11 protein-coding genes and 1 tRNA gene are annotated in these 15585 nt (G+C 36.5%); all 12 read right to left on the bottom strand.

From position 1 onward, the window contains the following. Nucleotides 1–209 precede the first annotated feature (209 nt). Complete coding sequence (locus tag MWH28_RS05045) at nt 210–482, bottom strand: putative Se/S carrier protein (RefSeq protein WP_248618204.1); 273 nt, start codon at nt 480–482, stop codon at nt 210–212. Then, the gene (selD, locus tag MWH28_RS05040; RefSeq protein ID WP_248618203.1) at nt 466–1536 is read right to left on the bottom strand and encodes a selenide, water dikinase SelD; all 1071 of its coding nucleotides are present in this window, start codon (nt 1534–1536) and stop codon (nt 466–468) included. The genes MWH28_RS05045 and selD overlap by 17 nt, the downstream gene beginning before the upstream one ends. A 617-nt stretch (nt 1537–2153) precedes the next feature. Beyond that, nucleotides 2154–2720, bottom strand: coding sequence for a sulfurtransferase-like selenium metabolism protein YedF (gene yedF, locus MWH28_RS05035; protein ID WP_248618202.1), 567 nt, complete (start codon nt 2718–2720; stop codon nt 2154–2156). Nucleotides 2721–2746: 26 nt separating this feature from the next. Further along, a tRNA-Sec gene (locus tag MWH28_RS05030) sits at nt 2747–2845 on the bottom strand. Nucleotides 2846–2925: 80 nt separating this feature from the next. Continuing rightward, on the bottom strand, nt 2926–4842 hold the full coding sequence (selB, locus tag MWH28_RS05025; protein ID WP_248618201.1) for a selenocysteine-specific translation elongation factor: 1917 nt from the start codon (nt 4840–4842) through the stop codon (nt 2926–2928). A 112-nt stretch (nt 4843–4954) separates the two neighbouring features. Further along, entirely contained in the window at nt 4955–6361 is a 1407-nt protein-coding gene (selA, locus tag MWH28_RS05020; protein WP_248618200.1) for an L-seryl-tRNA(Sec) selenium transferase, read from the bottom strand. A gap of 519 nt (nt 6362–6880) precedes the next feature. After that, nucleotides 6881–8023, bottom strand: a complete 1143-nt coding sequence (locus MWH28_RS05015; protein WP_248618199.1) for an aminotransferase class V-fold PLP-dependent enzyme — start codon at nt 8021–8023, stop codon at nt 6881–6883. A 199-nt stretch (nt 8024–8222) separates the two neighbouring features. Continuing rightward, entirely contained in the window at nt 8223–9734 is a 1512-nt protein-coding gene (locus MWH28_RS05010) for a BCCT family transporter (RefSeq protein WP_248618198.1), read from the bottom strand. Nucleotides 9735–9896: 162 nt separating this feature from the next. Then, on the bottom strand, nt 9897–11231 hold the full coding sequence (glnA, locus tag MWH28_RS05005) for a type I glutamate--ammonia ligase (RefSeq protein ID WP_248618197.1): 1335 nt from the start codon (nt 11229–11231) through the stop codon (nt 9897–9899). A gap of 113 nt (nt 11232–11344) precedes the next feature. Continuing rightward, nucleotides 11345–13066 carry a dihydroxy-acid dehydratase gene (gene ilvD, locus MWH28_RS05000; RefSeq protein WP_248618196.1) on the bottom strand — a complete coding sequence of 574 codons (1722 nt, stop codon included), beginning with the start codon at nt 13064–13066 and terminating at the stop codon, nt 11345–11347. 94 nt (nt 13067–13160) lie between these two features. Continuing rightward, complete coding sequence (locus tag MWH28_RS04995; protein ID WP_248618195.1) at nt 13161–14789, bottom strand: methyl-accepting chemotaxis protein; 1629 nt, start codon at nt 14787–14789, stop codon at nt 13161–13163. 336 nt (nt 14790–15125) lie between these two features. Further along, complete coding sequence (locus MWH28_RS04990; RefSeq protein WP_248618194.1) at nt 15126–15575, bottom strand: NanQ anomerase/TabA/YiaL family protein; 450 nt, start codon at nt 15573–15575, stop codon at nt 15126–15128. Nucleotides 15576–15585: the final 10 nt, after the last annotated feature.

The following is a 15585-nucleotide window of genomic DNA, read 5'->3' as shown; positions in this document are numbered from 1 at the left end:
TATAGTTTGAAGGAAGAAAACGACATTTATTCTAAAAACTGTTTTGAAATATGCTTCATGGGCTTAGAAACATTATACCACAACCTCTAAAAAACATAATTCCTCAATGACAAAAAAATTAATCTCCTGCACCAGCAGAAGATTAATTCATAGTCCCACTAAAAATACATCAAAGTATCTTCGAGAAAATATCAATTTATATTTACATTTTATTTATCTAAACCTAGCTTAATTATCCTCTTTTCAAAATCATCCTTAACCACTTGATAGCACCCTGCTACTTCAATCTTAGCTTCACTTAACAGATTATATACTCCTTGCTCTGACTCAACTTCTAATTTAATAGCAGTACCACAATCAGCAGTAATCTCAATCGGGATTGGTACCATCAGCAACTGATATCCATTTTCCTTCAGTACCTGCTCTGCTTTTAAAGCATGATGTGTAGAATTAAAAACATATAACTTATACTCTTCCTTCATTAACGTCACCTTTTTTCTTCTTAATCTCTATTTGAGACTTTTTATCAGTAACCTGACCAATCACAGTGGCATCATCTATCCCCTGAGCATAAAGCTCAATTAATAGATCAGTTGTCTTATCTTCCTCAACAGAGATCAATAACCCTCCTGAAGTCTGAGGATCAAACAAGATATCGATTAGTGCCTCTGATAACTCAGCTTGATATTCAACCTTATCCTCTAAATATTCCCGATTACTATAAGCACCCTCCGGTACTAAGCCCATTTCAGCATATTCTAAAATTCCAACAAAGGTAGGAACTTCTTCAGCAAAGACTGTAACTCCAACCTTACTCTCTGCAGCTAACTCCCACAGATGACCTACTAAGCCAAAACCAGTAATATCCGTACAGGCATTAACCCCTATCTCTTGCATTATCTGTACTGGTTTATCATTCAAGGTAACCATTGCTTTAATTACAGGGTTATCTAACTCACCACGGGCCAACCCACCTTTAATCGCAGTCGTCATAATCCCCATCCCTAGTGGCTTAGTCAAGATCAAATTATCGCCAACTTGAGCATTCGCATTAGTAAGCAACTTATCTGGCTCTACAATTCCAGTTACCGCTAGTCCATACTTAGGTTCATCATCTTGAATTGTATGACCTCCTGCTATAACCGCTCCTGCCTCTGCTACCTTATCAGCTCCTCCTTGTAAGATCTTGACCAGTACCTCATCTGGCAAACAGCTAGGAAATCCAACAATATTTAGAGCTGTTAAAGGCTTACCTCCCATAGCATAGATATCACTTAAAGAGTTAGCTGCTGCAATCTGTCCAAATAAATATGGATCATCAACAATTGGAGTAAAGTAATCAACCGATTGAATCAAAGCTTGTCCTTGATTTAGCTGATAAACAGCAGCATCATCAGGACTATCCAACCCAACTATTAATTTCTCATCCTTAGCTTGATGTTCAACTTGTCGCAAAACTTGCGATAGAGTCTGAGGACTCATCTTAGCAGCTCAACCAGAAGTCTGACTATATTGTGTCAAGCGGATTTTAGACATCTTCTCCCCCCCTGAAAAACAGTGTATAGTTTATAATTGATAGTTGATAGTTAAAGACCTTAAAATCAAACCCCTATTACGGAAAAGTTAAAAACCAAACTTTCTTCCGTGCTACCTTTTTTCACCCCAAGGGCATTTCCTCAGGGCTTATCAGCCCTTCAGGGCACTTGATAAAAAAGTAGCCAAAAAATCAATAAGAATTTGAATTTTTGCAATCACCAAAATCAGATCATTCTCATTTGAAGTATTAAAATTACGTATAAACTCCTCCACTTCCACCGCAATCGCATAAATTCTTCGGGTAAATCAAAACATTACAATCTAAAAATTTAACATGAGGGGTGTTTCGCAGTGACATCTAGATTTTTTCGTCTAGCTTCTTGATAAGTCGAGAAATAAATAAGAGTATGAATTAGCTAATTTTCCTACTTTTAAATTAGCTTGCTCTTATTTATTCGCAGGCGAATCTTAGAAGCTCAGAAAAAATCTTTCCAAACGAGAAATACCCCTCATGCTTCACATCAAAAGTTACACATAATTGTAATAATCTTTAAGATAATAAAAAACTTACTACCTTAAACCAGTAGTAAGTTGGTATTGTCACTTATATACTTTTATTAAACCACAACTACCTCAGCTTGATTTAAGATATCGACTATTTCATACATATTACTGATTCTACCAACTTCTAAATCTTCTTTAACCCCATAATAATCTAAACACATTCCACAGGCTAAAATATCGACATCTTCTGCCTCTAGTTTGACTAGATTTCTCTTCACTTCTTGGTTGGAAGTAGCTAATTTAACTCCAGAATTGATAAAAATGATCTTACTAGGTAAAGGCTTTACCTCTAACAATGTATTGATAAATCCTTTAATCAACAGCTCCCCTAACTCTTCAGCACCTGTTCCTAGTTGATCTGTTTTAATAAAATAAACCTTTTCGCTGTCAGTTGTTACCTCTTCTTGCTTGCCTGAATCTTTTCTTAAAATTAATTTATAATCACTGCCATCTTCCACTCGGTTGATCTTACAACCTAGCTTCTTGGCTAATTTACTGACATTATCTGCTGCAACTTGATTATCAATAAGTACAGTCAGCTCTTCACAATCTTGTAAAGCATTCTTAGTTTCAATTACCGGTTGAGGACAATCCATTCCACGAGCATCTATCTTTTTCATGGCAATCCCACCTTTAAATTTCAAATTGGCGGGAATGTGTGGGAATCGAACCCACCACAGACAACTCAAGTTGCCTGCCATCGGATTTGAAGTCCGAGATATCCACCATGGATACAGCCATTCCCTTATTGCTACTTCTTTCTTAATTATAATAGATTCTAATTAATTTGTAAAGGTAAACGATTAAAAAATCACTTGCTAGCTTTTAATTATCAGTCAAAACCCTTGCTTCTCCTTGTCTAAGAGTTATTCCTTGTTGGTCAAAGTATCTTAACAAAGGTAGAGTATACTTTCGGGTACTATTCAGTACATCTCTAAACTCTCCTAACTCTATACTCTCCTCTTGACTTAAATACTCTCTTAATTTCTGTTCTGCTTCTTCTAAAGCACTCTTATGAAAATAAAGTTCACTGCTTAATTCAATCAACTCTCCTGTAGCTACTAAAGAGTTAAAGACCCTGGCAGCCAACTTTTCTTCCTTAAATTGACTCAAAACTTCTCTTGCTTTAGGTGGAGTAAATTTCTCTGCTATAAATAGATCAATTATTCTCTCTTTAACTTCTTGCTCTTGAGAACTGAATTCAATTTCAAACTCGGCCAATTTAAGCTGAGCACCAGCTATACTGATCAACCCTTCTGCTTCTAAATCAGTCAACAATAGATCATATTGCTTAGCATCTAACTGTAAAGACAACTTAGTTCTTAATTCCTCTTTGGTCATTCCAGGCTGCAAATGATAGTCTTGATGATAATGATCCAAGTAATCTAAGATTTCATTTTGCAGTTGTTGATAAGTCTGACTATCCAACCAAATAGACTCCTGCCCTGCTTTAAGTTCAATAACTCGCTCCTCTTCCTTTAATTCTGCTAAAATCTCTCTTAATTGCTCCACAGACAAAGCAGTCTCCTTAACTAAATCTCTAATCGTTAATGGTTCATCCTTAGTCCCTCTTAAGCTGAGCTCAATTATCTCTTCTAAACTCCCTTGGGCTCTAATCTTTAAACCTTCAATTACCTCTTGCTCTAAGCGATGATGATAAGATGGGTTTAAATCAAGAATTTCCCCTCCACCAAGTAGATCCATCGGAGAACGCCGTCGCAGTACATACCTCTCCCTAAAAACAGCCACAACCTCTTCTTCCAATCTAAACTGAACGAAAGCCTCTTCCCCAGGATAAATCTCTTTTGTATCTAATGGATATATCTTACCTAAAACCTCTTTAGCCCCTAGATAAAGCCTAATATCATCACCAGGCTCTATTACTGTAGGAGCAGAAGATAATAATCGCAACCGAGCATCCAAAAACTCAGTTGGCATTAAACTATCTGTTGTCGCTAAGGCATCCCCCCGCTCAATCTCATCCGTTTCGACTCCAGCTAAATTAATCCCTACTCGTTGACCAGCCAAAGCTTCTGTCACCTGTTGATTATGAACCTGTAGACTTCTTACTCTAACCTCCTTCTCCTGAGGATAGATCATCAACTTGTCATCTACTTCTATTCTTCCTTTACTTAAAGTTCCCGTTGTAACCGTACCATGACCTTGTAAAGAAAAGACCCGATCAATCGATAAGTAAGCATTCTCATTAATATCTTTAGCAGATAAGTTGTCAACCAAATTACTTATTTCTTTCTTTAATTGTTCAAGCCCCATCCCTTCTGTAGCAGAAACAGGTACAATCGGTGCCCCTTCTAAAAAGGTGCCAGCAACCTCTTCTTTAATCTCCTCAATCACCAACTCTAGCCATTCTTCTTCAACCAGATCACTCTTAGTTACTGCAATCATACCCGCTTCTACATTTAAGAGATTCAAGATAGCTAAATGTTCTTCACTTTGGGGCATAAATCCTTCATCAGCAGCAATCACCAATAAAGCTAGATCAACGCCACCTGCCCCAGCCAACATATTCTTGATAAACTTTTCATGCCCTGGTACATCGATAATTCCCACCTGTAAATCATCTTCTAATTCCAAACAACCAAAACCCAATTCAATAGAGATTCCTCGTTTCTTCTCCGCTTCCAATCGATCGGTATCAATCCCAGTTAAGGCTTTGATCAAAGTAGTCTTTCCATGATCTATATGACCAGCAGTCCCAATAATCAGATTCTTCTCATCCATAAGCTACACCTCCTAAATAAAAAATAATTTACAGTGGATACGGTTTTTGTGATTTTCACAACCAGTCTGGTTTTTAGACTGGGTGGTACAATTAAATTTAAAACCTTTAAAATCAAACAAACTTATCAACTGCTTCCACAATAATCTGATAATCCTGCTGTTGGATCGTTCGTAGATCAAATACAACAGCATCATTAGCTATCCTAGTAAAGATTGGCGGATAATTTGCCCTTAACTTCGCAGCTAGCTCCTCTGTTGACAGCTGTTCATGCCTTAGTTCAATCACATAAGTAGTTAATTCTTCTAAAGGAAATGAACCTCCTCCTACCTGTGAAATACCTGCTCTCAAATTCAATTCAAAATCTTCTGAAACAACTTGAGATAACTGGCTTAATAACTCTTCAGCATTTTGCTTTAACTCTTCTGGAGAAATTGCTAACATCCTTAAGGTTGGAATTTTTTCTTTGGCCCGTTCTAAATCTCGATACTCCTTCAAGGTTGCCTCCAAAGCAGCCAAACTAAATTTATCAATCCGTAATGCTCTCGTCAAAGGGTGTCTTTTCATCTCTTCAATATATTCTTGCTTACCAACAATAATCCCTGCTTGTGGCCCTCCTAATAATTTATCACCACTGAAGGTAACAACATCTACTCCAGCTTCTAGACTCTCTTGGACTGTAGGCTCATAGCTTAAACCATCACCAGTCAGATCAACAAAGATCCCACTACCCAAATCCTCAAATACAGGTAAATCATTTTGACGGGCCAATCCTACCAATTCAGCAGGCTTAACATCCTTAGTAAAACCTAAGATCTTGTAGTTACTAGTATGTACCTTTAATAATAAAGCTGTCTCCTCTGTAATAGCTTCTTGATAATCACGCAGATGAACCTTATTGGTACTTCCTACCTCGACAAGCTTAGCTCCACTTCGCTCCATCACATCAGGTACTCTAAAAGAACCACCTATCTCTACTAATTGGCCCCGCGAAATTATCACTTCCTTACCACTAGCTAGACTACTTAACGCCAACAAGACAGCAGCAGCGTTATTATTGACCACCAAACAGTCTTCAGCACCAGTCAATTCAGCCAAAATCTCTTTAATATTATTATAACGAGACCCTCGCTCCCCTGTAGCCACATCTACTTCCAAGGTTGAATAATTATCAGCTACATCAATTACTGCTTGCTGAGCCTTATCAGATAACAATGACCGACCTAAATTGGTATGGAGTACAACCCCTGTAGCATTGACGGCAGGAGATAAGATCAATCGATCTTCTTTTTCTAAGTAATCTTTTACTTGCTTTAAGATTACTTGAGAAGATAAGTCAAACTCCTTTGCTTCTAACTCCTCTTCAGCAGTAGCTAATACTTCTTCTCTTAGTTTAGCTGTTATCTTACGAATAGCATCAACTACTAACTGGTGTGAATAATCTTCGACCAACCTTTGCCCAAATTCCGCTGCTAATAGATCATTGACAGCAGGTATTTGGCTTAAAATTTCTTGTTTCATAGTTCACCTCTCCTTCAATATCCTCTTACTTTCAATGAAATAATATTGATATATAGTGTAACTTTTCATTCGTACAATAATGTGTTTATGTAGGGGCGAATCTTGTAGATATGGTTTTTATGAATTTCACGAAGAGTCCGAGAGGACTCATAGATTCGCCCTTGTTTTAGAGAAATGCTTACTTAGGGTGAACACGAGGTTCACCCCTACATGGAAACCAATGTTCTTTGTAGGGGCGATTCCCTGTGGATATGGTTTTTATGGGTTTCACGAAGAGTCTTGATTTTTAGACTCGTAGGGTCGCCCTTTGTTTTTACATTCAAGCTACAGGTTTTAACCTGTAGCCCAATCGGGCTTCCTGAAACCTGTGGTTCGAGCCTTAATAAATCTTATTTTACCAACCGATCGCCATACGTTAAAACATATGGCTAATTTCTGTTTCACGGGCAGGCACGGAGACCTGCCCCTACAAAATTATTTTTACCCACACTCACACACATAACTGACACATAATTGTAATTATCCTTCAATTATTTTCTTCAACGCAACAACCAACTGCTCCACATCCTGTTGCGTATTAAAATATCCAAAACTAACTCTAATCATACCCTGCTTGTCCGTCTTCAAACGTTGATGAATCACAGGGGCACAGTGTAGTCCACTGCGAACAATAATTCCATACTCCTCTTGTAAGACATGACCCACTTTTGCCGAATCTTTCCCTTTAAGATTAAAAGCCACTACTGGAGCTCGATTTTTGGAGGTCAATGGACCATAAATAATGACTTCTGGAATCTCCTTTAACTCTTCTAATAGATAAGAAGTCAATTCCAGTTCCTTCTTTCTAATCCTATCAACCCCAACCTCTTTCACAAAATCAAGCCCTGCTCCTAAACCAGCAATTCCAGTTATATTAGCAGTTCCACTTTCAAATCTATCAGGCAAAAGCTCTGGCTGCAAGGTAGCTAAAGAGTTAGTTCCAGTTCCCCCTTCTAGCAGAGTATCAAGCTCAACCCCCTCAGCTAGATATAAAACACCTATCCCCGGTGGGCCATATAAGTACTTATGGCCTGGCAGAGCTACTAAATCAATCTTAGCCTCTGCTAAATCAAGCGGAAAGACTCCGGCAGTCTGAGCAGCATCCAACAGATAAAAGAGATCATTTTCCTCAGCTAGCTGAGCTACTTGCTCTATCTCAACCAATCTTCCAGTTACATTTGAAGCATGGGTGGTTACAATTAATTTTGTATTTTCTTTGATCTCTTTTTTTAACTGCTCTAAATCCAGTCCCCCTACTTGATTGAGACCAATAACTGACAGTTCAATTTCTAAATTTTTCTCTAATTTTTTTAATGGTCGCAATACTGAATTATGCTCAAAACAGGTAGTAATTACATGATCCCCTGACTTTAATAAACCTTTAATCGCCAAATTTAGAGATTCAGTAGCACCAGAAGTAAAGATAACCCGCGAAGAATCCTGAACCTTAAAAAAATCAGCTATCTTTTCTCTGACTGCAAAGACCTTCCGCTCCACTTCAGTCATTCCTGCTCTACCTGTTCGACCAGGATTCATTCCAAAATCTCTAAAGAAATTATCGACTTCTTGATAAACTTGCTCTGGCTTAGGCCACGTTGTAGCAGCATTATTTAAATAGATCATGATTAGATTAATTCCTCCATTAATGAATTAAATAACTTATCTATTATTGTATAAGATTTTTTTATGATAATCAAAAAAAATTCTAATCAATCGCTTTAATAATCATTAACCCTACTTATTATTTGCTCTGTTACAATAACTAAAAATCCCCTACTAATAATCACGATTACTAGCAGGGGTAAAAATTGATGCTTCATTATTATGAATTTTTAGTAGATTCTTCTTCAAAATTGAGTTTATAATCCTCTCTCAATGCTTTAACCAAAGCTACCATACAAAACAACATAATGAAAGCAAATGGAAAAGCGGCAGCAATTGAACCTGTCTGCAACATACCTAAGGCTTCTTCTCCTCCAGCCAACATTAAAGCTAAAGCAAGACCAGATTGAATCAAACCCCAAGTCACTCTTCGGCGAGTAGTTGGATTTAAATCTCCATTAGAAGACATCGTTCCTAATACAAAAGTTGCTGAGTCAGCAGAGGTGATAAAGAAAGTAGTCAATAAAACCACTGCCACTAAAGAAACAACTCCTCCTAGAGGATAATGCTCCATTACCATAAATAATGCAGTTTCTTCTCCAGCAGCAACTACCTGCTCACCAAATTCAAGCCCTGTTTCAATCCCTAAAGTTCCAAAGATTGAAAACCAAGCAATGGAAGCTAACGTAGGGGCCAACAATACTCCACCTACAAACTCACGAATCGTTCTTCCTTTAGAAATACGAGCCACAAAGGTTCCTACAAATGGAGCCCAAGCAATCCACCAGGCCCAATAAAAGATTGTCCACCAACCATACCAATCTTCACCTGTAATTCTTAAGCTTTCACTGACGATTGAACCTAAATAACTTCCTGTACCAGTAATCATATTATTGATAATCAAAACTGTTGGCCCAACAATCAACCCTAAGACCATCAAAATTGCACCCAGACCAACATTGGCATTAGAGAGATATTTAATCCCTTTTTCAATCCCAGTAATAGCAGAGATAATAAATAAAATTGTGATAATCGTGATTACTATAACCCGAGAAAAATTCGTTTCAGGAATTCCAAACATATAATTAAAACCACTAGTTATCTGTAAGGTAGCCATTCCTAGTGAAGTGGCTACTCCACCGACAGTAGCAAAGATTGCCAGGATATCGATCAATTTACCGATTGGCCCTTGAGCACCTCGCTCACCAATCAAAGGAATAAAAACACTACTGATCAAACCAGGCTTCTCCTTTCTAAACTGCATATAAGCTAGTCCTAAAGCTAAAACAGCGTAGTTGGCCCAAGGATGTAAGCCCCAGTGGAAAAAAGACTTTTCAAAGGCAAATTCAGCTGCAGCTTGACTTCCAGCTTCTACACCTAATGGAGCAACAAAATGATTTAGTGGTTCTGCTACTCCCCAAAACACTAATCCAACTCCCATACCTGCACTAAATAACATTGCAAACCAAGAGAGATTACTAAACTCTGGTTCTTCATCATCCTTTCCTAACTTTATCTTCCCATATTTACTGAAAGCAATCCAGATAGAAAAGATCACAAAAGAAAACATTGAAGTCAAATAAAACCAACCAAAATTACCGGCTAGAAAATCAAAAATTGAATTAGCTACTCCTCCAAAACTTGTAGGACTAATTATTCCCCAAATTACAATTGCAAAGACAACAGCCAATGAAGTATAAAAGACTTGATTTCCTTCTTGTTCCCTATTCATCTTCTAACCTCCCTTTTTAATAATCATGTTTATATTATTTCTTTACCAAGATAAAAAGACCTTTTTTAATCTTAAATCCAATCTAGTCCAGTAAAAATAAAAAACATTCTTTTTGACAATTAAAAATTGTATCAAAAAGAATGTTTCCTTATTCACCCTTAATTAAAATATCTTCAAATACTGATCTAATTCCCATTGATGAACCTGAGTTCGATAGACATCCCATTCTATCTGTTTAGCTTCTACGAAACGGTCAAGAACATGATCTCCTAATGCTTCTGTAATTACTTCATCTCGCAATAAATACTGCACTGCTGCATTAATATCCCCTGGTAAACTATCAATACAAGCATTCTCTTTTTCACATTCATTCATATCATATATATTATCAATAACCTCTTCAGGAGGTTCAATCTTATTCTTAATTCCATCTAATCCTGCCTTCAACATTACAGCTGTAGCTAAATAAGGATTAGCTGCTGGATCAGGATTTCTCAACTCTACCCTTGTTCCTAGACCTTTAGCATCTGGAATCCTAACCAAAGCACTTCTATTAGAAGCAGACCAAGCAATATAAACCGGTGCTTCATATCCAGGTACCAATCGTTTATAAGAGTTGACAGTCGGATTAGTAATTGCAGTCATTGCTTTAGCATGCTTAATTAACCCACCAATATAATAATAAGCAATCTGACTTAAGCACAATCGATCATCTGGATCATAGAAAGCATTCTCTTTGCCTTTAAATAGAGACTGATTCATATGCATCCCTGAGCCAGCTTCACCAAAGATCGGCTTAGGCATAAAAGTCGCATGTAAATCATGCTCATTAGCAATTGCTTTAGTAACAAATCTAAAAGTGGCAATATTATCTGCTGCAGTTAAAGCATCTGAGTATTTAAAGTCAATCTCATGTTGACCAGGTGCTACTTCATGGTGCGAAGCTTCTACATCAAAACCCATCTTCTCTAATGCTAATACAATATCTCGCCTAGTATCTTGTCCTAAATCTGATGGCCCTAAATCGAAGTAACCACCTTGATCATTAGTAATTGTAGTTGGAGCTCCATTTTCATCCTTCTCAAACAAGAAAAATTCTGGTTCCGGGCCAACATACATCGTATAACCCATCTCTTCTGCTTCTTTTAAGACTTTTTTCAAGACATTTCGTGGCCCACCTTCAAATGGCTTTCCACCTGTAGTATAAACATCACAGATCAACCGAGCTACTGCTCCTCCTTCTTTAGGTCGCCACGGAAAGACAGTAAATGTATCATAATCTGGTTTTAAGTACATATCAGACTCTTGAATTCGAGTAAAACCATCAATTGATGATCCATCAAACATAATTTCTCCATCTAATGCTTCCTCTAATTGTTCAACTGTAATCGCTACATTCTTAATAATCCCCAAAATATCAGTAAATTGTAATCTTATAAATTTAACATTTAACTCTTTAGCTTGTTGCAATATATCTTCTTTACTCAACTTACTCACACTATTTCCTCCTTGAAATTCATATTAACTTCATAATGTTAATCTTAACAAAGAAAATAGTGGGTGTCAAGTCTATGTCAAGTTTTATTTTGACTTTTCTTTTTACAGCTAATTTACTCCATATAACCACCTTTCATTGGTGAAGTTGCTAATTTAGCATATTGGGCCAACACACCTTTTTTAGTCCCTAAATTTGGTTTTGTCCATTCTTCCTTCCGCTGAGCCAGAGTTTTAGTTATCCCTGCTGAAGAAATTTCTTCTCCTGCTATCCCCACAATCTCTAATTTTCGAGCAGGTATATCGATCTTAATTAAATCTCCATCTTCTATTAATGCTATTGGCCCGCCAGCAGCTGCTTCTGGTGAAACATGGCCAATTGCTGGCCCTCTAGTAGCACCAGAATAGCGACCATCTGTAATCAATGCCGTTGTAGATACTAGTTCAGGATCAGAGGCAAGGGCTTCTGTTGTATAAAACATCTCAGGCATTCCGCTACCTTTTGGCCCTTCATAACGAATAAAGATTACATCCCCTGGTTCAATTTCTCTAGTAATAATTGCTTCTTTAGCATCCTCTTCACAATCAAAGACCCGAGCTGGGCCAACATGCTGATGCATCTCTTCAGCAACTGCTGAATGCTTAACAACAGCTCCTTCAGGGGCCAAATTTCCTGTCAGAATAGCTATTGCTCCTTCATCAGATATAGCTTCTTCCCTACTCTTCAATACATTACTTACCTCTAAATCATAATTTTCTTTAAATTGAACTCGACACTTTTCAATGAAACCAACTTCTTTAAGCTCAGCTAAATTTTGACCTAAAGTTTTACCTGTAACGGTCATCACATCAAGATGTAATAATTCTTTAAGCTCTTCCATTATCGCTGGAACCCCACCAGCATACCATAATAACTCACAAGCATACTCACCACTTGGAATTACATTAGCTAAATGAGGCGTTTGACGATGGATTTGATCAAATAATTCTAGTTCGATCTCAATTCCAGCTTCATGAGCAATTGCTGGTAGATGTAATAAAGCATTGGTTGAACCTGCTACCGCTGCATGGAGAACAATTGCATTTTCAAAGGACTCTTTAGTCAAAATATCACTCGGTTTAATATCCTCCTCAATTAACTCTAAAATCTGCTCTCCTGCTTTGTAAGCAAAATTATCAACTATCTCATCTTGAGTAGGGGCCAAAGCAGAACCAGGTAGAGCTAGACCTAATGCTTCAGCAATCACCTGCATTGTATTAGCTGTACCCATAAACTGACAAGAACCACAGTTAGGGCAAGCTTCTGCCTGTATCTTCGTAAATTCCTCTGCACTGATCTCTTCTCGTTCTAGTTGAACAGCATAAGTTCCAACCTTTTCTAAGGTCAAACCACCTTGCCCTGGACTCATAGTACCACCTGGTACATGAATTGTTGGCATATCGATTCTGGCTGCTGCCATCAAATGGGCAGGAATGGCCTTATCACAAGAAGAAGATAAAACCACTCCATCATAAGGATGGGCCAACGCGTGAATCTCTACCATATTAGCAATCATTTCTCGGGAAACCAGAGAGTAATTCATCCCATCATGACCCTGTGCTACTCCATCACAAATATCAGTTACAGTAAATTCAGCTGGTTTAGCATCCACTTTCTTGATGCCTTCAGATATTTTAGCAACCACTTGATCCAAGTGGACACTTCCAGGATGGCTTGCCCCATAAGTACTATCTACCAAAATTTGTGGTTGAGACAGTTCATCTTCTTTCCAACCTGTTCCTAATCGTAAAGCATCTATCTCCGGTCCTATTTTCCTTAACCGCTGACTTTTTAGCATCTTATCACCTCATAATTAATATTATATCTCATCTAAGTCAACTTAATATATTGTTGGTAACTAAGTGGATTCAGGTATATAAAACATCTTAAAACTAACTCAGTCTTTGATTTATTTTTATTACCTGCTCAATTAAGCTTTGTTGCTCTTGGGACTTTTTAACCTGCTCCTTAATCTTTAAGTATAATTCAGCATTTAGGTTATTAACCTCTTCTATTAACTCTGTTAGATTCTCAGTTGAACTTAAAGATTCTTGAGTCTGAGCTGCAACCTCTTCACTAGAAGCTGAAATCTGTTGGGATAAAGCACTTATCTCTTGGGTAGCAGTAACTTGAACTTCAGTAGATTCAATAACATCATCCATATTATTGCTAACTTGTTTAAACAAGTTTTTAACCTTAGCAAAAGTATCTACTATACTCTTATTCTTTAAGCCATCTCCTGTAATCATTGCTGATATTACCTTGTTTGATGCCTTTTCCACTTCAGAGATAATAGACTGCACTTCTTTAGTTGCTTGAATACTCTCATCTGCTAAATCTTTAACCTCTTCTGCTACCACTGTAAATCCTTCTCCATCTTCTCCTGCCCTTGCAGCTTCAATTGCTGCATTTAAGGCTAATAAATTAGTCTGGTCTGCTATTTTCATAATCTCATCAGAAATATCACTAATCTTATCAATACTTTGATCTAATTCTTGAATTACTCCAACAGTATTATTTATAGATTCCTCTACCATATCAATACCATCATTTGTTTCTTTAATTATCCGATAAGTATTATGACCAGCCTGAGAAATAACCTCTGACTGACTAGATAACTGCTCTATCCTCTTAGATACCTCTTGAATAGAAATTGATACCTCATTACTTGCTTTTGCTACTTCATCATTTCCAACCGCTAAATTTTGAATCGTAGCTACTGCTTTAGTTAAATCATCATTCACCTCATCAGCGATCTTCTTCATATCCTGAGCAGAACTAGATACCTCTTCTATCTTAGTTGAAGTATCAAAAGTCTTATCCTGTACATTAGATGTTATATTATTAACACCACGATTAATAAGAAGACCTATACTAACGCCAATTATAAGACTAACTAAAGTTAAAATTATGACAATAGCTCTACCTTGATTGGAAGCATAAAGAATATAATCTGCTATATTCTCCAACCTACTCCAATTATAATTACTTAAGCGAGTATTAAGATGGTCAATCCTATAATTTAGCCTACTTATATTAGACAGAATATTACTTCTTGCTGTAGAATTGGCTTCAGAGGAGTATAAATTTTGAATTTCTTCTTCTAGCTCATTAGTAGATTGATAAAGGTCATCTATAACTCCAACTAGATCTGGGTCCTCTATCTGCTCTTCGAGCCTTTTGAAACTATCTTCTAATCTTCCTTGCTCTAAATCTAAAGGCCCTAAACCTGCTTGCCAACGATAAATACTATTTTCCTTCTGATTCAATTCCTGACTAATTTCTTCATTAACCTCTACTACTGGAATTATTCTCTGATTCAATTCTTCAATTTGATTATTAATATGATAATTATTATAAAAAATAATGCTTCCACTAAAAATAATTAATAATAGTAAAGTTCCAAAACCAAAATGTAACTGTTTAATTATACTTACTTTAGAAAGAAAGGTACCTAAATTACCATCAGATACCTTTGATTTGTCTTTACTTAATGAAAATAAATTCTTTAATTTCTCCATTATACCACCTTGTTTTTAAAATTTCTTGATTTTTCTAAGCACTTAATTATGCTTATTTATACTAAATTTTCTTTCAAATATGGATTTAACTAAATTACTCACTCTTTTATTCGGTAATAATCTTCCTAAAACTTATAGTTCTTGCTTCTAATTACAAAATTCTATTTTAATTAAATTCAATAAATGATCGAAAAAAAGGAAGGAGATACTTTTTTACTAATTTTAACAGAGAGATATACCCATAAAGAAATAAAGGACATTTGCTTAATTAAAAGCTAACAAATGTCCTTAAACTCACTTTATAATTATAATCAGAAAAATTATTGATATTTCTATTTAATCCACTTTGATCTTGACAATAACTTTCTTTACTCTTTGAGTATCATCATTAACAGCAATCCCAGGCATATGAATATCTTGTGGTCTAAGAAGCATAAAATCACCTGCTTCTAAAGTTAGAAAATCACCTTCTCCTTCAAATACTGCTAAGTCTTTATCTGCATCATATTTTTGAAAGTTCATTCGCTCCAGGTTAGAATAACCGATCAATTCAGTTCCTTCGACAAGATATTGAATATCAATATACTGACGATGCCCTTCCCAAAATCCATCCTCTTTAGCTTTAGGTTGGTATGAATCAACTATCGCAAAAATTTCTTCTCCATCTACTTCATACTTGCTATCTTCTAATTCTTTAAAATCATTCTCCTCTAAGTAAACAAAAGCTTGCTCTAACCTTTCAGTTATATTATAATCAGTAACATTTTCTAAACTATCAATAATCATCGCTCTTCCT

Source organism: Natroniella sulfidigena (genome assembly GCF_023223645.1).
GTDB classification, from domain to species: Bacteria; Bacillota; Halanaerobiia; order Halobacteroidales; family Halobacteroidaceae; genus Natroniella; species Natroniella sulfidigena.
This window is presented reverse-complemented; position numbering and strand designations above follow the sequence as displayed.